Origin of the sequence: Microvirga sp. 2MCAF38 (assembly GCF_052115485.1) — a bacterium.
In the GTDB taxonomy this organism is placed as follows: domain Bacteria; phylum Pseudomonadota; class Alphaproteobacteria; order Rhizobiales; family Beijerinckiaceae; genus Microvirga.
The window spans coordinates 147,167-168,844 of the sequence record NZ_JBFRGU010000006.1; the positions used below are offsets into that span (position 1 = coordinate 147,167).

The following is a 21,678-nucleotide window of genomic DNA, read 5'->3' on the forward strand; positions in this document are numbered from 1 at the left end:
CTTCGAAAGCTTTTTAGCCGAGCGCCTTCAGATAGCGAATGGGCCGCCCCGGCGCGATCATCTCGGCCGCCGCGATGATGCCTTGCGCGTCAATGCCGAAATGGCGGTAGAGATCCTGCACGGTTCCGGTCTGCCCGAAATGCTCGACTCCCAGAGAGCGTGTGCGATGGCCCATGACGGAGCCGAGCCACGCAAGCGTTGCCGGATGCCCGTCGATGACGGTCACGAGACCGCAATGAGGCGGAACGTCGGCAAGAAGCCTCTCGATATGGGAGCGCGCATGCACGAGCCCGCGCTCACGGGCGCGCTGAGCTGCCGTCCAGCCCGCATTGAGCCTGTCGGCGGAAGTGATGGCGAGCAGCCCGACATCGCGGCGATCCTCCGCCATAAGCCCAACCGCCTTAATCGCTTCCGGTGCGACGACGCCCGTATAAGCAATGATGACTTGCGCATTCGGGCCGGGTTTGCGCATCCAATACGCACCGTCCACGATCTCTTCCGTGAGTTCAGGAGTCAGGTTTCGTTGCGGCTGATCCAGCGCAAGCGTGGACAGGCGTAAGTAGACTGAGCCGCCGGTCTCGTCGCGCAGCCACGAACGCTCGCTCGCCTCCCCTTCCCCATCGCGCTGCATGTAGTCGAATGCCCACCGGAGGATCACCGATAATTCATCGACGAAAGCCGGCTCGAAGCTCGCAAGACCGTCCTGTGCCAAACCGATCAATGGCGTTCCGATGGATTGATGTGCGCCACCCTCCGGGGCGAGCGTGACGCCCGAAGGTGTCGCCGCGACGATGAAACGCGCATCCTGATAGCAAGCATAGTTCAGCGCATCGAGACCGCGTGCGATGAATGGATCGTAAAGCGTGCCGATGGGCAGAATGCGCTCGCCGAACAGCGAATGCGAAAGGCCGAGTGCCGAGAGCAGAATGAACAGATTCATCTCGGCGATGCCGAGTTCGATATGCTGTCCCTTCGGTCCGAAATCCCAGGTGAAGGTGGAAGGGATGCGCTCCGATTTGAAGAGATCCTTCATCTCGTTTCGCGCGAACAGCCCACGCCGATTGACCCATGCACCGAGATTGGTCGAGACAGTCACATCCGGCGCGGTGGTAACGATACGATCCGCGAGCGCCGTGTCCGACCGCGCCAGTTCGTGAAGAATGAGTCCGAAGCCCTGCTGCGTCGACATGGACGGCTGCTGCGGCGTCACCAAGGTCTCGGGAACCGGAACGCGCGCGGCCTGATGGCGACGAGTCCCCCTGACGTTGAAGGGCACGGAAGCGAGGAAGCGCTCAACATCCGGCGCGGGGATTTCCAGACCTTCGAACTTGTCCCATTCATGACCGGCCCGCACTTTGGAGGCTTTGCGGAAACCCTCCATCTGCGTCGGCGTCAAAAGGCCCGCGTGGTTATCCTTGTGGCCCGCGAGAGGCAGGCCGAAGCCCTTGATCGTATAGGCGATGAAAACCGTCGGCCGGTCGTGGTCGATGGATTCGAAGGCCTTGAGCAGGTTCGGCAGATCGTGTCCGCCGAGATTGCTCATGAGCCGCGCCAGTTCCTCATCGGAGCGCTTCTCGATCAGGCGCGTCACGGCGCCCTGATCGCCGAGATCGTCGAGCAGGCGCTTGCGCCATGCCGCGCCGCCCTGGAACGTCAGCGCGGAATAGAGCTGGTTCGGGCAGGTGTCGATCCACGTGCGCAGCTTGTCGCCCCCCGGCTCGCGGAAAGCCGCTTCCATGAGCGAGCCGTGCTTGAGCACCACCACGTCCCACCCGAAGGAGCGAAACAAAGCCTCAAAGCGGGAATAGAGTCCCTCGCGCACGACCGCGTCGAGACTTTGGCGGTTGTAGTCGATGATCCACCACGTGTTGCGCAGGCCTTGCTTCCAGCCCTCCAGCAACGCCTCGAAGATATTGCCCTCGTCCATCTCGGCATCGCCCACGAGGGCGATCATGCGGCCCTCGCGGTGATCCTTCGCCCAATCGTGGGCTTTCACATAATCCTGAACGAGACTCGCGAAGAGGGTCTGCGCCACGCCCAATCCCACCGAACCGGTGGAGAAATCCACATCGTCCACGTCCTTGGTACGGGAAGGATAGGATTGCGCGCCCTTGTAGCCCCGGAAATTCTCAAGCTTCTCGCGGGTCTGGTGGCCCAGCAGATATTGGATGGCGTGGAAAACCGGGCTCGCATGGGGTTTCACCGCCACCCGATCCTCAGGCTTCAGCACCGCGAGATAGAGCGCCGTCATGATGGTTGACAGCGAGGCCGAGGATGCCTGATGACCGCCGATCTTCAAGCCATCCTCATGGGCGCGAAGATGGTTCGCATTATGGATCGTCCAGCTCGAGAGCCAGAGAATCTTGCGCTCGAGAGCAGCCAGATAAGCCAGGCGGGAATCGGCCATATGTCATCCTCCAGGAGCCGATCCGATTTCAGGCGCATCTTGCTTGGCGCCTTTGAAAATCGAATCGCTCGTCGCACCGGTCACGATGCGCTCTAAGTTATGGCGCGGATATTGATCCCTTGAGGCTTCCCCTGGCAAGCGCGGCGTTCTCCGCCCTTATGCGAATGGCCAGAACGCACCCGTTGAGTATTGAAAAAACGAGTGCATAGAGCGGCAGCCCGAAAACCAGCGGCAGAACCGCGATTTCGCCCGCGACCACCACGTAGTTCGGGTGCGAAATCCAGCGATAGGGGCCTTCCCGCACCAGCTTCTCGTTCGGCACGATGATGATGCGCGTGGTCCAGCGCTCGCGAAGGGTCAAAAGCACCCAGGCGCGAAGAACCTGCAAGAGCACGAAGACCAAGAGCCAGACAAGATTGACCGGCCGGTCCCAGCTGATGAACCAAAGTCCGCCAAGCCAGGCCGCATGAAGGGCCACAATCAGCGGATAATGCTCCGGTGCGAACTCGTAGGCCCCTCTCGCCAGAAGCCCCTGCGTGTTGCGGCGTGCGAACCAGAGCTCTCCCAACCGCTCGACTGTCACAAAGGCGAGGATCGCGACCGAGAGCATCATGCGGCCTTCTTCAGCGACACACAGCTTGCCGTGAAACCGGGACCCAAGGCGCTGAGCAGGGAGCGGCGGGGCAATCCCGCCTCGATGGCACGCGCGAGCACAAACAGCACGGTTGGCGCGGACATATTTCCGTATTCGGCGAGAACATGCCGCTCGTGATCGAGCGATCCCTGATCGAGCGACAGCGCTCGTTCCAATGCCACGATGACCTTCTTGCCTCCCGGATGGCAGATGAAGCGATCAACATCGGAAAGGCTCAAGCCCGCGCTTGCCAGAATGCCCTCGATGGCAGGCCCCATATGCGCCTCCGCGAAAGGCGGGATGGCGCGGGCAAAAACGACGCCGAACCCCTGCGGATCCACATTCCAGCCCATGATGTCGAGCGTATCCGGCCAGGTGTGCTCGCCCGACGCTTCGACCTCCGCGATCCCCTCATCCGTCACGCGCAGGATGCAGGCGGCGGCGCCATCGCCGAAGAGAGCCGTCGCGACAATATTGGCCTTCGTCAACTCATCGAGGCGGAAGGACAGCGTGCAGAGTTCGACCGCAACGACGAGGACGTTCGTGCCCGGCCGGGCCTGTGCGAGTTTCGCGGCAATCGCGAGGCCGGTGACACCTCCCGCGCAGCCCAACCCGAAGACCGGCACGCGATGCACGTTCTCGCGAAAGCCCATCGCTCCGAAAGCCCGCGCTTCGAGACTCGGTGTGGCGATCCCCGTCGATGAGACGGTGACGATGGTGTCGATGTCGCGGGCATCCAGTGCGGCATCATCGAGCGCACTTTTCGCAGCTTTGACGAACAGATCGAGAGCACCTTCCAGATAGGCCGCCGTTCGCTCCGGCCAGCCATGCGGCTCGAAAAACCATTCAAGCGGGCGAACCGCATGACGCTTTTGAATCCCGGTCGTCTCGAAAACCCGCGCGATGCGCGCATAATCGCTATAGCGATTCGAAAAGATCGCATTCGCCGCCGGAGCCACATCACGTTGCAGCAACACATACCCCGGCACGGCCGTCGCGACGGAAATTAATTTTGCGGAGGGAAGCACGAGCGTTTCTCCAGGTGGATCGACTCGAAGGCCGACCGGTTTCCACCTAGGATGTAGGGCGGGCACCGCCATTCGGCACGGCAGGGATGTCGCGTCCCAACGTGCGCGCGTCCTTGATGATCCAGGCATCGATCGGCGCGGAACGGCCTCTGACCGTCACGGTCTGCCGCTCGTAACCGGAAAGATCGAGACCCGCGCGCTTCGCCAACTCGGACGATATCACCAGTTCCGCACCGTGTTCTTTCGCGAGCCCCTCGAGGCGGCTGGCCGCATTGATCGTGTCACCCACCGCAGTCAGGCCCATCGCTTGGCCATATCCCATCTCGCCAACGATGGCGGGACCGGCATGGATGCTGACAACCACTTGAAGCGGCTGATCGAGTTCGCTCTCATAAGCTTCGCTGAGGCGCGTGACGGCCTCGATGATACGCAAGGCCGCGGCATAAGCCTGCCGCGCGGCTTCTTCGGGTTTGGCGTTGAGACCGAAGAGCGCAAGCGCGCCGTCGCCGATGAACTTGTCGATATGCCCCCCGGCATCCTCAATGGCGTGACCGATGGATTCGAAATAGCGGTTGAGAATGAAGACCGTATCGAACGGAAGTCGCCGCTCTGTCATACGCGTAAAACCGCGCAGATCGCAAAACAGAACCGCGAGTTCGCGCTCGCGGCCCCGGGCGGCAGAGCGGTTTCCGCCCGCCGGGATCACGATACCGGACCGGGTTGCGGACAGGATCGGCACCACCATGAGATCCTTGACCGGTCTCAGTTGGCAAGCGAGCCTCACATCCGGCCCGGCCTTGATCCTCGCAAGCGTCACCCGCTCCTGTTGGGTCGCATCCGGCTGCCCGTCGAGTCCCTCGATCACCCGAACGCGGCAGGTCGAGCACCGCCCCCGTCCGCCGCAGGCGGAAAGATGCGGAATGCCCGCGATGCGGCTCGCTTCCAGAACGCTGAAGCCTTGCGGCACCGTCACAACCTGTCCACTCGGATAAGTGACGCGAACGCGCGTGGCGAACATCTTGTACGAGCGGATGCCTCGCGCCACGAGAACGGCTCCGATCAATCCGGCGAAAGTCAGGTAAAGCCAGGTGCGAATATCCGGCAGAAGATCTTCGCTAAGCGGCGACGCGCTCGTATAAGTGAAGCGCTCCGGATCTGCCGAAATCTCCTTGCCCGCTTCCGCAAAGCCGAGCAGCGCGAGCACAGGAATGAGAAGGGCTCCCGCGAAAAGCGCTAGCGCCGCATCGGGAAACCAGCGTTTGGCGCGAAGCCAGAAATAGATTCCGAAGCATCCATGAAGCCACGCGACCACGAGAGCGACGATCTGCCTGACCCCATTCTCGGGCGCGATCATCCACAATCCGCGCACCACATCGGGATAGCCAACGGCTCGGCCGGTCAGCGCAAACTCGACGCGGGTTCCCACCACATGCGGGATCAGCAGAAACGGTAGCGAGAGGCCAAGGATCAATTGCGCCGCTTCTCTGAACGGCATGCGCAAGGTGCGCCGCCGAAAGAGCGCCTGCAATGCGAGCGCGAAGTGCAGGGTCAGCGATCCGTAAAGAAAGACCGTTCCGATAGGGTTGCGCCACAGAAGGTTGAACCACCGACGCCCCTCTTCCATGGCTTCGATGGAAACCAGCCCGAGTGCGTGGTTTGAAAAATGAGTGAGGAGGAAAAGGCCCAGGATGAGGCCCGTAACCAATCGGACTTCGCGAGAGCGGACACCGCTTTCAGCTTCCGTAGAGGGTTGAGGACGAACCATCGGCATCAGAAGACACCCACATGCGTGACTGCAACCCGGTCACCGCCGCTCGACTTGTCTCGATAGTCCCGACGCACGCGCGATTCTCCGCCCGTCAGAGGTTCTAGGCTATCTCGCGCCGTCGGAAAGGTCACGATTACGTGTTGCTCGATCGGGCGGAACACGCGCCTTTTATGAGCCGCGCGCAAACCTGGATTCTTGGCGAGAAAGGCCGGAGATCATGGTGGAACAGGCCCGGACCTGCCCCTTACACGCCTATCTTTCCGGTATCGGACCGGATGGTTGTGGCCGCGACATCGAAGAGGTTTTGGCCTTTTCGGACGACGATCTCGAATACATCCACGATTACATTCAATGGCTTTTTCCGCTCCCGACCCGAAGCATGGCGCAGCCGGACGCGCCTGTCCTAACGTCAGAAGAGATCGCCGCGATCAAGGCCGATGGAAGAGCGCTCATCAATCTCGGCAGGGCGACCGACCGCATGCGCCAATTCTACGGGCGAACGAACGGGTGGCTGACCTTCAACGATCACAACCACCTTAGAATCACGCGAATCCTGAAGAGTCTGGGGCTTTTGGCCGACTCCAAGGCGGCGAGCGATTTTCACGCCTTCATCATGGCGCGCCACGAAATGGCCGGCGCCCCGATCAATCCGCGCAACCTGCGCTACTGGACCGAGGCGCGGGAAGCGTGACTTTGTCAGGCCGCTGCGCGTCCGCCGCGAGCGTTCTTGTAGGCGCCGTTAATCGCCTTCACGGAGCGCTCGATGGCGTTCCAGAGGTTCTTGATTTCCTCGGCTCCGGCCGAGTCGGCATCGAACTCGCTCGCCGCTTCGCCATAGGCGAGCGCCAACGAGAGGTCCGCCCTATTGGTGATCTGGCCACCCCAGACCGGAACGCGGAGTTGGCTCAGGGCGCCACGGGCGTCTGTGACCATGGCGGCCTCCGCGTCGTTGCGCTTGGCAGGAGCGGCGTTGAGAATCACCGCATAGGGCTTGCGCTGCTCGCGGGAGATCCCAATCGTGTCCTGCACGGCCGCGATGTCGAAAACGCTGGGGCGGCTGGGGATGACGACCAGGGTCGCGGTGCTGATGGCCTCGATGATCGCGGACGATTTGGTCGGTGGCGTATCGATGAAAACCCACTCGTAACCCTCGCGCTTGGCGGCCTTGACCGCCTCGGCGATACCCCGGACGCCCCGTTTGATGGCCGGGTTCTCTTCCCCACGGATCTGGTGCCAGAGCGTCAGCGACCCCTGTGGATCCGCGTCGATCAGGAGCGTCGGAGCCTTAGATTTGGCCGCATGAGCCGCGAGATGCGCGGTGAGCGTGCTCTTGCCCGAGCCACCCTTACGCGAAGCGAAGACCAAAACGTTCATGCTGGCTCCCGATAATTCCGTTGAAAATTCTCGTACCTCGAGAATTAACCTTTCCTTAATAAACGGTTGCCTTGCAATGGTATACAGGCCGCGCGGCGTTACTCACCACGGAGTTCTGTGGAAAATGACGTTTGGGAGGACCCTGGCAAGGAGCAGAATGAGCCGCCAGAAACCCGGCACATAAAGAACTTCCCGCTTTCCATCGATGGCGGAGACGATGCTGGGGGCGATTTTTTCAGCGGTTACCCACAGAGCGCCACCCTGCGGCAAATGGGCCGTCATCTTGGTGGCGACGAAACCCGGCCGGATATCGAGCACCCGTACTTTCGAACGATGCAGCCGGTGCCGCACCCCTTCGAGAAAGCGCTGCAGGCCACCCTTGGCCGCCCCATAAGCGTAATTGCTGCGCCGCCCCCGGTCGCCCGCAACCGATGTGATGACCGCAATCAGACCGGCCTTTTGGGCCTCGAAGAGGGGCGCGAGACTGTTCGTCAGCACCGCCGGACTGGTGAAATTGAGAAGAATGGACTCCTGGAGAGCGGTCGGATCCGTCTCGGTAAGGTCCTGCCGGGGCAGGAAGCCATAGGCGATAAAGGCGACATCCAATCCGCCGAAGGCGTTCCAAGCCTTGTCCGCAACGGTGCCGAGAGCGGAGAGATCCGCAAAGTCGGCCTGAATTGTCTCCACATCGCCGCCGAGAGCAGAAAATTCGACCGCCAGGGATGCCAGAGCCTCGGCATCCCGCGCCACGAGCACAAGCCGTTCGCCCCGCTCCGCCCAGAGACGGGCAGTCGCGGCCGCGATGCCCGATGTCGCCCCGAAAATCGCGATTCGTTGCATGACGCCCCATTGCCGACGAAAGCCTCGCGTGACGCGATTCTCCCGGCCTTGCGGTCTTGAGCCGTTATACTCCGTCGAAGGAGTAAGCGGTCTTGACGGTGGTGTAGAACTCGGCGGCGTAACGTCCCTGCTCGCGGGGACCGTAGGAGGAGCCTTTGCGGCCGCCGAACGGCACGTGGTAGTCGACACCCGCCGTCGGCAGGTTGACCATCACCATGCCCGCTTCCGCATTGCGCTTGAAGTGCGAGGCGTATTTCAGGCTCGTGGTGCAAATGCCCGACGACAGGCCGAACGGTGTGTCGTTGGCCACCGCCAGAGCCTCGTCATAGCTCTTGACCCGCGTCACGGTCGCGACCGGACCGAAGATTTCCTCTCGCGCGATCCGCATCGTGTTGGCAACATCCGTGAACAAGGCCGGCGACAGATAGAAGCCGGGCGTGTCGCGGTTGAGAAGTTCGCCGCCGAAGGCGAGCTTTGCCCCCTCGTCGCGGCCGAGGCGGATATAGGACAGGTCCTGATCGAGCTGATTCTGGTCGACCACCGGGCCGATCTGCGTGCCAGGCTTCAAAGCGTCGTCCACCACCAAACTCTTCAGCCGCTCGGTCACCGCATCGACGAAGCGGTCATGGATTCCCTCGGTCACGACAAGGCGCGAGGAGGCGGTGCAGCGCTGGCCGGTGGAGAAGAACGCACCATTGACCGCGCATTCCACCGCGACCTTCAAATCGGCATCGTCGAGCACGACCATTGGGTTCTTGCCACCCATCTCGAGCTGCATCTTCTTCATCGGGTTCGATTCGATGCAGGCCTGCGCGACCTTGCGGCCTGTGGCGACCGAGCCGGTAAACGAGATCGCCGCAATCTTCGGGCTCTTCAAAAGCGCTTCGCCGACCACCGAGCCTCGCCCCATGACGAGGTTGAACACCCCCGCCGGGACGCCTGCGCGCGTGATGATCTCCGACAAGGCATGCGCCGAACCCGGCACCAGTTCGGCCGGCTTGAATACCACGCAATTGCCGTAAGCCAGCGCCGGCGCGATCTTCCAGGCCGGGATCGCGATCGGGAAGTTCCACGGGGTGATCAGCCCAATCACGCCGATGGGCTCCCGCGTGATCTCCACATCCACGTTCGGGCGCACGGAAGCGAGCTTGTCGCCAGCCATGCGCAGGGTTTCGCCAGCGAAGAACTGGAAGATCTGCCCGGCGCGCATGACCTCGCCGATACCCTCCGGCAGGGTCTTGCCCTCCTCGCGGGAGAGCAGGTGACCGAGTTCGTCCTTACGCGCGATGATCTCGTCGCCGATCTTCTTGAGGATGTCGTGGCGTTGCTGAATGCCGGAACGCGACCAGGCGGGAAAAGCCGCATAAGCGGCGTCGATGGCAGCCTCGGCTTCAGCCGCGCTCGCCCGCGCGAACTCTCCCACCACGTCGTTCGTGTTCGACGGGTTGATGTCCGCCGCGCCCGATGCGCCCGCAACCCATTCGCCCGCAATGTAGTTCTTGGTCATATCGTGCCCTTCGCATTCTTGAGGAGACCGCGCCCCGCAAGGTTAGACATGAATGCGCCGAGCCCGAAGGTCCAGCGCTCGCAGTCGGAACTCATCCGCATCCGGTTCACCAGCGCTCCGAGATGGGGAGCCGCGATGGTGACGATATCGCCGACTTTATGCGTAAAGCCCATTCCCGGCTCGTCGCGGTCTTTCGTCGGCGCGAACATGGTGCCAAGAAACAGCACGAACCCGTCCGGATATTGATGGTTGTCGTCAATGGTCTGGCTGACCAGATCCTGAGGATCGCGGCTGATCTTGGTGATCGACGAGGAGCCCTCGAGGGCAAAGCCGTCTTCACCTTCCACCGTCAACGTCACATGGGTCTGGCGCACATCGTCCAGCGAGAATGTCTCATCGAAGAAGCGGATGAAAGGGCCGATGGAACATGAGGCGTTGTTGTCCTTGGCCTTCGACAACAGAAGCGCCGAGCGTCCCTCGAAATCGCGCAGATTCACATCGTTGCCGAGCGCCGCGCCGACAATCTCGCCGGAGCCGGTCACCACGACGACCACTTCCGGCTCCGGGTTGTTCCAGGTGGATTTGGGGTGAAACCCGGCATCCATGAAAGCACCGACTGCTGAGAGTGTAGGAGCTTTGGTGAAAACCTCCGCATCGGGACCGATTCCGACTTCAAGATACTGGCTCCAGGCACCTTGCGCCATGAGCACCTGCTTCAGATGCATCGCTTCGGGCGAGCCGGGCTTGAGGCGGCTCAGATCGTCGCCCACGAGCCTTGTCACTTCGGCGCGGATCTCAGCCGCTGCCGTGGCATCGCCCCGCGCTCGCTCCTCGATCACTCGCTCCAGCATGGAGACTGCGAAGGTGACGCCGGCGGCTTTGATGACCTGAAGATCGATGGGCGCAAGCAGCCATGGCCTCAAAGGATCGCGCTTGTCCGGGTCGGTATTCGCCAAAATGGCGTCGAGGGACCCGAGATCCTCCCCTTCGGCCGTCCTCACGACCGAAACACGATCCTCGCGCGCTGCAAGAATGCTCATGGTGGCGGCGCTTGCCGAAATGTCGAAAACCCCGTTCGCGCGGATCGCCACGACGGAGGGGCCGATTCCGGGGCGCCAGACCCGTCCCGCAAGGGTGCCGGTGGCACCGTCGGACGGAAGGGCGGCCGACAGTCGCACCTGCGAAGAAAGATGATCCATTTGCCGTTTTCCGCCCTGATCGACAATTCTGTTCTTGCCGATCCTCTTACGATCCTGGCTTTGGTATAGCCGGTCGCTGGCGGGCGGAAAAGGACAAGCTAAAATGGCAGGCTATTTGGACCGGCCCGAGCCACCTTTCTTGCCTCCACCCGTCTCTTTGTTGACGGTCGCCCAGGCCCGGCGCTCGGCTTCCTTGTCCGAGACGCCCTTATCCTCATAAGATTCTTCGATATGCTCGGCTTGGCGCTTCTGCTTGTCCGTATAATTCGACTTGTCACCACGTGGCATGGATATGCTCCCGTTCGCAAAGGTTGGAGGCTCAACCGACAGGAAGCAAACCAGTTCCGACGGATTTCAGCCGCTGTTGCGCAAGCCCGCCGCCACGCCGTTGATCGTCAGGTGAATGCCTTGCACGACCCGCTCGTCCGTATCGCCACCGCGATGGCGCTTCAGGAGTTCGATTTGCAGATGGTTTAGCGGATCAAGATAAGGGAAGCGATTGCGGATCGAGCGCGCCAGAAGCGGGTTACGGTCGAGCAGCGCCGTCTGTTCGGTGATTGCGAGCAGTTGCCCGATCGTTTCTTCCCATTCCTTGCGCAGGCGCGGGAAGATCGCATCGCGCAGCGCCTCGTCCTCGACCAGCATGGCATAGCGCGAAGCAATCGCGATGTTGCTCTTGGCGAGCACCATATCCATGTTGGACAGAAGCGATTGGAAGAAAGGCCATTCGCGATTCATTTCCTGCAGCAAAGCCATGCCGGTTTCGGGATGAGCCGCGAGATAGGATTTCACCGCAGCGCCGAAGCCGAACCAACCCGGCAGCATCAGGCGGCATTGCGCCCAGCCGAACACCCACGGAATGGCGCGCAAATCCTCGATGCGCCGTGAATTGGTGCGCGAGGCCGGGCGGCTGCCGATATTGAGATTGGCGATTTCGCCGCTGACCGTCGATTCCCAGAAATAGCGCTCGAAACCCTCTGTTCCGTAAACGAGATCGCGATAGGTGCGATAGGCGCTGGCGGACAGTTCCTCCATCGCCTCCAGATATTCCGCGCGCGGCGCTGGCTGACCGGTGTGAAGGAGCGATGCTTCCATGGTCGCAGCCGCAAGAATTTCGAGATTACGGCGGCCGAGATCCGGGTTCGAATATTTGCCCGCGATCACCTCGCCCTGTTCGGTGATGCGGATCGCCCCCTGCACGGCTCCGCCCGGTTGCGCGAGGATCGCCTGATAGCTCGGCCCGCCGCCACGACCGACAGAACCGCCGCGCCCGTGGAACAGGCGCAACGCGACGCCGTGGCGCGCGAAGGTCTCAACGAGTTCGATCTCGGCCTTGTAGAGCTCCCAGCCGGAAGTGAGAAAGCCGCCATCCTTGTTGCTATCGGAGTAGCCGAGCATGACTTCCTGCGTTTGCCCACGGCTCTTCAGGAAGCGCATGTAGTCGGGCAGACTGAACAAGGCTTCCATCACGTCGCCACAGTTCTGCAAGTCGGCGATGGTCTCGAATAGCGGGATGATGTTGACATCCATCTCGCCCTCCGCCGGGCGCAAGAGACCCGCTTCCTTCAGGAGCAGAGCCACTTCCAGCACATCGGAAGGATCGCTCGCCTTCGAGATCACGTAATTCGGCACGGCCGCCTTGCCGAAGCAGCGATGCGCTTCCGCGGCCTCACGCGCGATGGCGAGTTCCGACGTGGTTTCAGGCGAATAGTCGAGATAGGGCGACGTCAGAAGACGCGGTGTACGCAGCTCCGCCAGAAGCAGCGTGACACGATCGTCTTCGCTCATGCCTTTGTAATTCGTGCCGGGACTCGCCTTCTCGAGCATCTCCGCGACGACACGCTCGTGCACATCCGAGTTCTGACGAAGATCGATGCTCGCGAGATGGAAGCCGAACACATCGAGCGCACGCCTGAGCTTGCGCAAGCGCCCGCGCGCCAAAGCAGCCGAACCGTTGGCGACGAGCGAGTGGTGAATGATCGCAAGATCGGCTGCGAAGTCCTCCGCGGTCGCATAGGCCGGAGCATCGCCGACGGGATGACGCACCACGTCGTCATAGCCAAGCGCTGCGGCTGTGGTGGCGAGCCGTGCATAGATGCCTGTGATCGCACGGCGATAGGGTTCGTCCTGTCGATGGGGCGAGGTGTCGGGCGAAATCTTGGCAAGGTCCTGCACCAGCTCGGAGACGGCAACATAGCGCCCATCGAGCGAAAGCTCGCCGCCGAGAAGATGCAGCTCTTCGAGGTAGAAGCCAATGGCGCGCCGGCCTTGCAGCAATAACGCTTGGCGCAATGTTTCGGCAGTTACGAACGGATTTCCGTCCCGGTCGCCGCCGATCCAGCTGCCCATCCGCAGGAAGGAGGGAAGTTCCACGTCGTCCCAAGCGGAATCCATCGCCGCCAATCGATCTTCGAGCGAGGCATAAAGGCGCGGCAATTGAGTGAGGAAGGTGTAATCGTAATAAGAGAGACCGTTCATGATCTCGTCGACGACCTTCAATCGCGTGCCGCGCAGAATGCTGGTCTGCCAGAGCGTGAGAATCGCCCGGCGCAAAGCCTCCTCGCTGGAGGCCTCCTCCTCGGGGATCAGATGCTGGCGGTCGCGCTTGGTGAGGATCTGCGCCACCTCCATTTCCCGGTCGATGGTGCTCTTGCGGCGCACCTCCGTCGGATGGGCGGTGAGAACCGGACTGACAAGCGCGGTGGCGAAGAATTTCTGAAGCTCCGCTTGCGACACCTTGGCTTCACGCACCAATCCGAGCGCCCGGGCGAGTGTTCCCTCACGCGGGGCCGAAGCCGCCATGGCATGAGCTCGCGAGCGACGCACGTGATGGAGATCCTCGGCGATATTGGCGAGGTGCGAGAAATAGCTGAAGGCGCGGATGATCTTGTTGCTGCTGTCCCGGGAGAGCGTGTCGAGAGTAGTCTCAAGCTCCCGCCGCGCCGTCTGATCCTCATCGCGGTGAAAACGAATCGAAGTCTGGCGAATGCGTTCGACGATATCGAACACGGCCTCGCCCTCCTGACTCCTGATCGTATCGCCAAGAACGCGGCCTAGCAGGCGAATATCGTCACGGAGCGGAAGATCCTTGGCGGGGATCTCGGAGGTCTGGATCACGGACACGGGTACGGCCTTGCTAGAGCATGATCAGAACAAGTGGAAACCGGTTGTTCGCCCGGATCATGCGGCAATAAGGAATCTAGAACTACAGAGTGACAAATAGAGCCTCTGAACGCCGTCTCCACAAGTCCTATATTGCACCGCACCATTCTTATTGAACAGCCCATCGTCCCGGGTCGTCCGTCTGGCCGATAAGGGCCAGGCCATAAGCGATCGATTCGAATTGATCCGCGGAGGTCAGGCGCTCCTTCCCGAACCTATCGAGAAAGAGGCGCCGGATCGCCGGGACGAAGGAAGTGCCGCCGGTCAGGAAGACCCGTTCGATCTCGTGAGGGCCAACCCCGGCCTCGCTTAAAGCCTTGTCCACCGTCTCGGCGATGCGCGCCACGTCCGGAGCGATCCAGCTCTCGAAATCGTCCCGGGTCACCTTCGCCTGGATATCGACCCCCTCGCCTTCGAAGCGGAAAAGCGTTTCTCTCTCGTTGGAGAGCGCCACTTTCGCGGTGGAAACGGCCCGGTACAGAGCGAAACCGAGATCGTATTCGATGATGTCGATGAATTGCTCGAGCGGTCTCGGATCGAGGGCGACCTTGGCGAGTTCGCGCAATTCCTTGAGATCGCCGCTGCCCTTCATCATGGCAAGCTGATTCCAACGGGCGAAATTCGCGTAATAGTGATTCGGGATGCCGAGCACCTTCCCCATGGAGCGGTAGCTTCCGCCCTTGCCGAGACGCGGCGAGACCACGTGGTCGACGATTCTGTAGTCAAAGGCATCCCCGGCGATACCGATACCCATGTGACTCAAGGGTTCCGCCCGGAGCGTGCCGCCTTTTCGCGCAAAGCGCATGACCGAGAAATCGGAGGTGCCACCACCGAAATCGGCCACGAGCACGGTCGAATCATGATCGAGTTGACGCGCATAGAAAAAGGCGGCTCCCACCGGCTCATAGACATAGTGAGCGTCTTTCGCGCCCAATTTGCCGAAAGCGGAGCGGTATCGGCTCATGGCCAGTTGGTCGTTCGGATTCGAGCCCGCGAACTGCACCGGGCGGCCGATGGCCACATTGCGCGCCTTCAAATCGAAGGAAGACCCGGCGTGCTTTTGCAGGGTCCGCAGAAATGCGCTCAGCAGATCCTCGAACCGGTAGCGCTCTCGGAAAATCCGGGTTTCCTGAAAAGTCGCGCTGGCGGCGAAGGTCTTGAAGGACTGGATGAACCGATGCGCCGTCAACCCGTCGAGAAACTGCTCGATGGCCCAGGGGCCACCTTCGACCTCGGTGCGCAGGCCGTTGCCGTGGCGCTCGTCCCAGAAGCAAAGGGCTGTCACATACACATTATGCACGGAGCCCTGGTGATCAAAGGTGATGGCCTCGACCTTCCCCTGCCCATCCGCAATGGCGACCACCGTGTTGCTGGTGCCGAAATCAATGCCGATGGAGATATCGTTGGCGGACGCGGTCGGCATGGCAATCTCGGGACGGGCTGGAAAAAGGGGGCGCTTCCTCTACCCGCCCGCGCCCTTCCCGCCAACCCCTTAATTTCGAGAAAGGTCAAGGTATCTTTGGCCGGGATAGCCTCCCCGCGCCCCGTTGACCCGCTTTCGGGGCCACCGTAGAAGCCGCCCCTCGGTCGTTTGAGAGGTCATTTCATGCTATCCATCGGTCAGCGCATCGCGAGCGAACTGAATGCCCAGGAATGGCAGGTCAAGGCCGCCATCGACCTTCTCGACGCCGGATCGACGGTGCCCTTCATCGCGCGCTACCGCAAGGAGGTCACCGGCACACTCGATGATGCCCAACTGCGCACCCTGGAAGAGCGCCTGCGTTACCTTCGTGAGATGGACGACCGCCGCAAAGCGATTCTCGACAGCATTCGCGAACAGGACAAGCTGACCGACGAACTCGCGGCCCAGATCAACGGCGCCGAGACCAAGGCCCGCCTCGAAGATCTCTATCTGCCTTATAAGCCCAAGCGCCGCACCAAGGCCCAGATCGCCAAGGAAGCGGGCCTTGAGCCCCTGGCGGATCTGCTCCTGAGCGCCCCCACCCGCGATCCGAAGGAATCGGCCGCCGGTTTCGTCAATGCGGAGAAGGAGGTCGCCACTGCCGAAGCCGCCCTTGAAGGCGCCCGCTCGATCCTCGTCGAGCGTTTCGCGGAAAACGCGGAGCTGGTGGGAAATCTGCGCGACATCTACTGGCAGCGCGGGACCCTGCGCTCGACGGTGCGCGACGGCAAGCAGACTGACGGCGCAAAGTTTTCCGACTATTTCGATTTCTCCGAACCGCTGACGAAGCTGCCGTCCCACCGCATCCTCGCGCTGTTTCGCGGCGAGAAGGAAGAAATCCTCGACCTCAAGATGGAAGAGGACAAGGACAGCGCCGAGTCGCATTATATCAGCCCCTATGAAGGCCGCACGGCCGTCACCTTCGGCATTGCCGATCAGGGTCGCGCCGGCGACCGCTGGCTTCTTGACACGGTGCGGTGGGCCTGGCGCACGAAGCTGCGCTTCTCCATCGAACTCGATATGAAAATGCGCTTGTGGCAGCAGGCTGAAGACGAGGCGGTGAAGGTGTTCGCCGCAAACCTACGCGATCTTCTGCTCGCTGCTCCGGCAGGCACGCGTGCGACACTTGGTCTCGATCCCGGCTTTCGCACGGGCGTCAAAGTCGCCGTGGTCGATTCCACCGGTAAGGTGCTCGCCACCGACACGATCTATCCGCACGAGCCGAAGCGGCAATGGGATGAATCCCTCGCCATCCTCGGCCGGCTCTGCCGCGTTCATCATGTTGAACTCATCGCTATCGGCAACGGCACCGCCTCGCGCGAAACCGACAAGCTCGCGGCCGAACTGGTTTCCAAATACCCCGATCTGAAGCTCACGAAGATCATGGTGTCGGAAGCAGGGGCGTCGGTCTATTCGGCCTCCGCGTATGCGAGCCAGGAATTGCCGGGCCTCGACGTCTCTTTACGCGGCGCGGTCTCGATCGCCCGGCGTTTGCAGGATCCTCTCGCGGAACTCGTGAAGATCGACCCGAAATCCATCGGCGTCGGGCAGTATCAGCACGACCTTGCGGAATTCAAACTCTCCCGCTCCCTCGACGCGGTAGTCGAGGATTGCGTGAATGCCGTCGGCGTCGATGTAAACACAGCTTCGGCCCCCTTACTTTCGCGCGTGTCGGGTCTCGGTGAATGGGTCGCGCAGAACATCGTCGCGCACCGGGACGCCAACGGCTCGTTCCGTACCCGCAAAGCGTTGCAGAGCGTGATGGGCCTTGGCCCCAAGACTTTCGAACAGGCGGCGGGCTTTCTGCGCATCCAGAACGGTGATGATCCGCTCGATGCGTCTGGCGTTCACCCGGAAGCCTATCCTGTCGTGCGGCGCATTCTCGATAAAACCGGGACCGAAATCAAAGCTCTCGTCGGCAACGGTGGCGTGTTGAAGAAACTACGCCCAGAGGAATTCACCGACGAAACCTTCGGCGTTCCAACGGTGAAGGACATTCTGAGCGAATTGGAAAAGCCCGGCCGCGATCCACGCCCCGAATTCAAGACGGCGACCTTCAAGGAAGGTGTCGAGACGATCAACGATCTGCGTCCCGGCATGCAGTTGGAAGGTGTCGTGACCAACGTAGCGGCCTTTGGCGCCTTCGTCGATATCGGCGTGCATCAGGACGGCCTCGTCCACATCTCCGCGCTCGCCAACACCTTCGTGAAAGACCCACGCGATGTGGTGAAGCCGGGCGACATCGTGCGCGTCAAAGTGCTCGAGGTCGACAAACCGCGCAAGCGTATCGCCCTCACGATGCGCCTTGAGGATCCGACGGATCGCCCGGTGGCGAAACCCGTGCGGGACAGCGGCCCTGCTCAACGCAGCCGCGATTTTTCGAAGAGCGTATCCCGCGACGCGCAACCTGCGGCTGGCGGAGCCCTCGCCGACGCGCTCCGTCGCGCAGGGGTGGCCGGAGGCGGGAAGAAAAAATAGCGCGCCAGACGATCGCCGCAGGAAAACGGCCTGGGCCTATAAATCCAAATCCCCTCGTGCTGAACCTCGGCAGCGGGATTCTTTCGTCATGCCATGGGCCTTCTTGTTTCCGGCCCTAATCTATCCTAGAAGAACCTCGTCTCACGGGGGGCCCATTCCGGGCTGAGAGGTGGCATCGCCATCGACCCGTCGAACCTGATCCGGGTTATGCCGGCGGAGGGAATGAGCATGCGATATCGCAGATCGATCTGCACCCCGTGCGAGTTGTGCCGCCATCCCGGCTTGTCTCACGCATGGGAGCGCTCCTGATGTTCAAACGATTGCTGCTGACACTCGCCTCGCTTTGGCTGGCCATGGGCTTTGCCCATGCGCAGACGAAGCCGGTTCTCACCATCTACACCTACAGTTCCTTTGCCGGAAAATACGGTCCGGCCAAGACAATCAAGGAGCGCTTCGAGGCGGTCTGCAATTGCGAGATCAACTGGGTGACAGCGGAGGATTCGGGCAGCCTCGTCGGTCGTCTACGCCTTGAAGGAACAAGCACCAAGGCCGATGTGGTGGTCGGCCTCGACATGAACCAATCCGCCGAAGCCAAGAGCCTGAAGCTTTTCGCGCCATACAGCACCGACGCGAAGGGGCTTTCCCTGCCGATCCAGTGGGCCGACGACACCTTCGTTCCGTTCGATTGGGGCTACTACGCCTTCATCTACGATTCCAACAAACTACCCAATCCGCCGAAAAGCCTGAAGGAACTGGTGGAGAACCCCAACGGCCCGAAGGTGATGCTGCAGGATCCCCGCACCAGCGCGCCGGGCCTCGGCCTGCTGCTCTGGATGCGCAAAGTCTATGGCGACAAGGCGGACGATGCCTGGGCACAACTGAAGCCGCGCATCGTCACCTTCACCAAAGGCTGGTCGGAAGCCTATGGCCTGTTTCTCAAGGGTGAGGCGGACATGGTGATGTCCTACACCACCTCGCCCGCTTATCACGAGACCATCGAGAAGAAGACGAACTACAAGGCCGCGCCCTTCGAGGAAGGGCATTACCTTCACGTGGAACTTGTCGGCATGACGAACACGACGAAGCAACCGGACCTCGCGAAGCAATTCATGGCCTTCGTGCTGACGGAACCCTTCCAGTCGGCCATTCCCGAAACCAACTGGATGATGCCGGCGAAGAACCCGCCCTCGGGTCCGCCCGCCGTATTCAAGGACGTGATCCAGCCGGCGAAGTCGCTTCTCTTCACGCCGGAGGAAGTGCTGCAGAACCGTCGCGCTTTCATCGACGGCTGGCTCAACGCCACGTCGCGCTAAAGCGAGCATCATGCGCCTGACGCTGCCTCATCCCGGGAGTCTCGTGGCCTTGGCCATCGCGGCTCTCGTGGTCGGCGGCTTCAGCGCCTTGATCATGGTCGATGGCGAAAGACCCTCTCTTCTCGCCATCGGGCCTTATCTCACCCGCGTGCTGATCTTCTCGACGACGCAGGCTGCGCTCTCGACGCTTCTTTCGCTTCTTCTCGGCGTTCCGCTCGCCTTCGCGCTCGCGCGTCGGCGATTTTTCGGGCGCGACTTCGCCTTGTCCGCGCTCGGCGCGACCATGGTGATGCCGACCATCGTCACGGTCTTCGCCGTGCTTGCCATCTATGGCCGCAACGGCTGGTTCGCCGCTTTTCTGAAAGCCATGGGCTTCAGCGGCGATATCTCGATTTTCGGATATCCCGGCATCCTGATCGCGCATGTGTTTCTCAATGCGCCCTTTATCGCGCGCCTCACTCTCGACGCGCTGGACACTGTGCCTGCCGAACAATGGCGGCTCGCGCAGGCGCTCGGCTTCTCGCCGCGTCATATCTTCCGCCATCTCGATTGGCCGGTGCTGCGCGCCGAATTGCCGGGTGCGGCCGTTCTCGTGTTTCTCGTCTGCTTCAAGAGCTTCGCCATCGTCCTGGCGCTGGGAGGCGGCCCCGCGCGTGCGACTCTCGAAGTCGCAATCTATGAAGCGCTACATGTGGAGCTCGATTTCGGACGCGCGGCCTGGCTCGCGCTCATCCAGGTCGCGATCTGCCTCGTGTTGACGCTTGCCATGAACTGGCTCTGGGTCCGCCCGCCGGTCAGTCACACTGTACGAGCCGTCATCGCTCGCCCCGACGCAGCCCATCGCGGCCTTTATGTCCTCGATTGCATCGCGTTGAGCGTGGGACTGCTTTTCCTCGCTCCGCCGTTCCTGAGCCTACTGGCGGGATTGAGTCATTTGGGCGCGGTGCTCGATACCGACTTTGCGGAGGCGTTCCTCACAAGCATGGTCATCGCCGCACTCGCCGCTGCCTTCTCTTGCTTCATCTCGCTCGTATTGGGCGCGGCAGCGCGGCAGGCGCGGCTTTGGTCGCGCGCACCGCAATTCGCGGCGGTCTACGATTTGTTCCCGAATATGCTTCTCGCAATTCCGCCTTTTGCCCTGACGGCGGGGCTTTTCCTGATCCTTCGCCCGATCGTCGAACCGACCGTTGCCGGGCTGATCCTACTTCCCCTCATGAACGGCCTCGCCGCCGTGCCTTTCGTCTATCGCTTCATCGGCCCCAAGCTCATGACGGCCGGTGAACGCTATGGCCGCCTCTCGGCTTCGCTCGGGCTACGCGGCTTCTGGAAATTGAAGATCATGGACTGGCCGGTGCTGAGGCGCCCCCTCGGAGCGGGCTTTGCCATCGCAATGGCGCTCTCTTTCGGCGATTTCGGCATCATCGCTCTGTTCGGTGGCCCGGATCTGCGCACCCTGCCCTATCTTCTCTATGAGCGGCTGGGCGTCTACCGACTCGAGGAGGCATCCTCCATCGGCCTTCTGATCGTTCTGATATCCTTTCTCCTCGCTCATATTTCCGGTCGTTTGTCCGATGCTGCTGATTGACCATTGCCGCCTCTCCTGGCCGGACTTCAGGGCCGATTACTCGCTCGCAGTCGAGACGGGATACCTCTGCGCCATCGTCGGCCCCTCCGGCGGCGGCAAGACCACGCTGCTCCACATGATCGCCGGTTTCGAGAAGCCGGAGAGCGGCCGCCTTTCTCTCGATGGGCGCGACCTTCTTCCATTGCAGCCCGCCGAGCGCCCTGTCGCGCTGGTGTTTCAGGACCACAATCTCTTTCCGCACCTGAGCGCCGCTCAGAATGTCGCCCTGGGCCTGCGCCCATCGCTCAGACTTTCCTCCGGCGAATGGCTTGCGGTCTCCGAGGCGCTCGACGCGGTCGGCCTCAAGGGGCTCGAAAAGCGTCGCCCCGGCGAAATGTCCGGCGGCCAGCGGCAACGCGTTGCGCTCGCCCGCGCCCTCGTCTCGGGTCGGCCGCTGATCCTCCTCGACGAGCCGTTCAGCAATCTCGATCCAGGCTTGCGGCGGGACATGATCGAACTCGTGGATGCCTTGCGCCGCAAGCGTCGCGTGACGGTGATCATGACCATCCATACGCCAGAGGAAGTGATGAACGTGGCGGACCAAATGGCCTTCGTCGCCAATGGCGAAGTGATCGCATCGGGTTCACCGAAGGCCGTTTTGCGCGACCATCCCGACCCACGCATCGCCGCCTTCGGCGGCTGATATCAGCTCTTGCGCTTCAGAAGCCACAGGCTCGCACGCACGGTAACCACTTGTCGCCCGTGAAGAGCGATGGGCGGGTGGTGGCTGCGGCCACTCCGACGCTTCACGACGAGTTTCTGACAGCTCTCCGGTAGCCCGAGAGGCCAATTTTCCCGAAAATCGCGGCATTGGCGTTAAAACCATGGGAAAACAGGCCTGCGAAGGCTTCGACGACCTGTTTTCAACTTGTCCGAAGCTCC

At 61.8% G+C, this 21,678-nt stretch carries 15 protein-coding genes, 1 pseudogene and 1 riboswitch; of the genes and pseudogenes, 5 read left to right on the top strand and 11 right to left on the bottom strand.

Going from position 1 to position 21,678, the window contains the following annotated elements; all coding sequences use genetic code 11:
• Positions 1–13: 13 nt before the first annotated feature.
• The 4 genes from AB4072_RS14065 to AB4072_RS14080 all read right to left on the bottom strand — a co-directional run bounded on the left by AB4072_RS14065 (position 14) and on the right by AB4072_RS14080 (position 5,840).
• Entirely contained in the window at positions 14–2,407 is a 2,394-nt protein-coding gene (locus AB4072_RS14065; RefSeq protein ID WP_441968829.1) for a transketolase-like TK C-terminal-containing protein, read from the bottom strand.
• A gap of 97 nt (positions 2,408–2,504) precedes the next feature.
• Complete coding sequence (locus AB4072_RS14070) at positions 2,505–3,020, bottom strand: isoprenylcysteine carboxyl methyltransferase family protein (protein ID WP_441968831.1); 516 nt, start codon at positions 3,018–3,020, stop codon at positions 2,505–2,507.
• Positions 3,017–4,069, bottom strand: a complete 1,053-nt coding sequence (locus AB4072_RS14075) for a type III polyketide synthase (RefSeq protein ID WP_441968833.1) — start codon at positions 4,067–4,069, stop codon at positions 3,017–3,019. Before AB4072_RS14075 ends, AB4072_RS14070 begins: the two co-directional genes overlap by 4 nt.
• A 46-nt stretch (positions 4,070–4,115) precedes the next feature.
• The gene (locus tag AB4072_RS14080; protein WP_441968835.1) at positions 4,116–5,840 is read right to left on the bottom strand and encodes an adenylate/guanylate cyclase domain-containing protein; all 1,725 of its coding nucleotides are present in this window, start codon (positions 5,838–5,840) and stop codon (positions 4,116–4,118) included.
• 214 nt (positions 5,841–6,054) lie between these two features.
• Here AB4072_RS14080 and AB4072_RS14085 point away from each other — a divergent pair, with 214 nt between their 5' ends.
• Entirely contained in the window at positions 6,055–6,528 is a 474-nt protein-coding gene (locus tag AB4072_RS14085) for an opioid growth factor receptor-related protein (protein WP_441968837.1), read from the top strand.
• Between the two features lie 5 nt (positions 6,529–6,533).
• Here AB4072_RS14085 and AB4072_RS14090 read toward each other — a convergent pair whose 3' ends face one another.
• The 7 genes and pseudogenes from AB4072_RS14090 to AB4072_RS14120 all read right to left on the bottom strand — a co-directional run bounded on the left by AB4072_RS14090 (position 6,534) and on the right by AB4072_RS14120 (position 15,342).
• Positions 6,534–7,211 (bottom strand): AAA family ATPase, encoded by a 678-nt coding sequence (locus AB4072_RS14090; protein WP_441968839.1) that lies wholly within the window; start codon positions 7,209–7,211, stop codon positions 6,534–6,536.
• Between the two features lie 102 nt (positions 7,212–7,313).
• Positions 7,314–8,051, bottom strand: coding sequence for an SDR family NAD(P)-dependent oxidoreductase (locus tag AB4072_RS14095; protein WP_441968841.1), 738 nt, complete (start codon positions 8,049–8,051; stop codon positions 7,314–7,316).
• 64 nt (positions 8,052–8,115) lie between these two features.
• On the bottom strand, positions 8,116–9,558 hold the full coding sequence (locus AB4072_RS14100; protein ID WP_441968843.1) for an aldehyde dehydrogenase family protein: 1,443 nt from the start codon (positions 9,556–9,558) through the stop codon (positions 8,116–8,118).
• Positions 9,555–10,757: a fumarylacetoacetate hydrolase family protein gene (locus AB4072_RS14105; protein WP_441968845.1), complete on the bottom strand. Its 1,203-nt coding sequence runs from the start codon at positions 10,755–10,757 to the stop codon at positions 9,555–9,557. Before AB4072_RS14105 ends, AB4072_RS14100 begins: the two co-directional genes overlap by 4 nt.
• Positions 10,758–10,877: 120 nt before the next feature.
• Positions 10,878–11,045: pseudogene (locus tag AB4072_RS14110) on the bottom strand (plasmid stabilization protein); the annotation flags it as partial.
• 66 nt (positions 11,046–11,111) lie between these two features.
• Positions 11,112–13,880: a phosphoenolpyruvate carboxylase gene (ppc, locus tag AB4072_RS14115; RefSeq protein ID WP_441968847.1), complete on the bottom strand. Its 2,769-nt coding sequence runs from the start codon at positions 13,878–13,880 to the stop codon at positions 11,112–11,114.
• A 148-nt stretch (positions 13,881–14,028) separates the two neighbouring features.
• Positions 14,029–15,342, bottom strand: a complete 1,314-nt coding sequence (locus AB4072_RS14120) for an Hsp70 family protein (RefSeq protein WP_441968849.1) — start codon at positions 15,340–15,342, stop codon at positions 14,029–14,031.
• Between the two features lie 183 nt (positions 15,343–15,525).
• Between AB4072_RS14120 and AB4072_RS14125 the strand changes: the two genes are divergently transcribed.
• From AB4072_RS14125 to AB4072_RS14140, 4 genes are all read left to right on the top strand, one after another.
• On the top strand, positions 15,526–17,859 hold the full coding sequence (locus tag AB4072_RS14125) for a Tex family protein (RefSeq protein WP_441968851.1): 2,334 nt from the start codon (positions 15,526–15,528) through the stop codon (positions 17,857–17,859).
• A 134-nt stretch (positions 17,860–17,993) separates the two neighbouring features.
• Positions 17,994–18,099: riboswitch (TPP riboswitch) on the top strand.
• 68 nt (positions 18,100–18,167) lie between these two features.
• Positions 18,168–19,172 carry a thiamine ABC transporter substrate binding subunit gene (thiB, locus tag AB4072_RS14130; RefSeq protein WP_441968853.1) on the top strand — a complete coding sequence of 335 codons (1,005 nt, stop codon included), beginning with the start codon at positions 18,168–18,170 and terminating at the stop codon, positions 19,170–19,172.
• 10 nt (positions 19,173–19,182) lie between these two features.
• The gene (locus AB4072_RS14135; protein ID WP_441968855.1) at positions 19,183–20,757 is read left to right on the top strand and encodes an ABC transporter permease subunit; all 1,575 of its coding nucleotides are present in this window, start codon (positions 19,183–19,185) and stop codon (positions 20,755–20,757) included.
• Entirely contained in the window at positions 20,744–21,439 is a 696-nt protein-coding gene (locus AB4072_RS14140) for a thiamine ABC transporter ATP-binding protein (protein WP_441968857.1), read from the top strand. The genes AB4072_RS14135 and AB4072_RS14140 overlap by 14 nt, the downstream gene beginning before the upstream one ends.
• Positions 21,440–21,678 lie beyond the last annotated feature (239 nt).

Bases quoted from the DNA above. Each gene is read 5' to 3' on its own strand.
- AB4072_RS14135 (WP_441968855.1), top strand. From the start codon at position 19,183: ATGCGCCTGACGCTGCCTCATCCCGGGAGTCTCGTGGCCTTGGCCATC.
- AB4072_RS14095 (WP_441968841.1), bottom strand. From the start codon at position 8,051: ATGCAACGAATCGCGATTTTCGGGGCGACATCGGGCATCGCGGCCGCG.
- thiB (WP_441968853.1), top strand. From the start codon at position 18,168: ATGTTCAAACGATTGCTGCTGACACTCGCCTCGCTTTGGCTGGCCATG.
- AB4072_RS14065 (WP_441968829.1), bottom strand. From the start codon at position 2,407: ATGGCCGATTCCCGCCTGGCTTATCTGGCTGCTCTCGAGCGCAAGATT.
- AB4072_RS14140 (WP_441968857.1), top strand. From the start codon at position 20,744: ATGCTGCTGATTGACCATTGCCGCCTCTCCTGGCCGGACTTCAGGGCC.
- AB4072_RS14120 (WP_441968849.1), bottom strand. From the start codon at position 15,342: ATGCCGACCGCGTCCGCCAACGATATCTCCATCGGCATTGATTTCGGC.
- AB4072_RS14080 (WP_441968835.1), bottom strand. From the start codon at position 5,840: ATGCCGATGGTTCGTCCTCAACCCTCTACGGAAGCTGAAAGCGGTGTC.
- AB4072_RS14085 (WP_441968837.1), top strand. From the start codon at position 6,055: ATGGTGGAACAGGCCCGGACCTGCCCCTTACACGCCTATCTTTCCGGT.
- AB4072_RS14125 (WP_441968851.1), top strand. From the start codon at position 15,526: ATGCTATCCATCGGTCAGCGCATCGCGAGCGAACTGAATGCCCAGGAA.
- AB4072_RS14070 (WP_441968831.1), bottom strand. From the start codon at position 3,020: ATGATGCTCTCGGTCGCGATCCTCGCCTTTGTGACAGTCGAGCGGTTG.
- AB4072_RS14100 (WP_441968843.1), bottom strand. From the start codon at position 9,558: ATGACCAAGAACTACATTGCGGGCGAATGGGTTGCGGGCGCATCGGGC.
- AB4072_RS14105 (WP_441968845.1), bottom strand. From the start codon at position 10,757: ATGGATCATCTTTCTTCGCAGGTGCGACTGTCGGCCGCCCTTCCGTCC.
- AB4072_RS14090 (WP_441968839.1), bottom strand. From the start codon at position 7,211: ATGAACGTTTTGGTCTTCGCTTCGCGTAAGGGTGGCTCGGGCAAGAGC.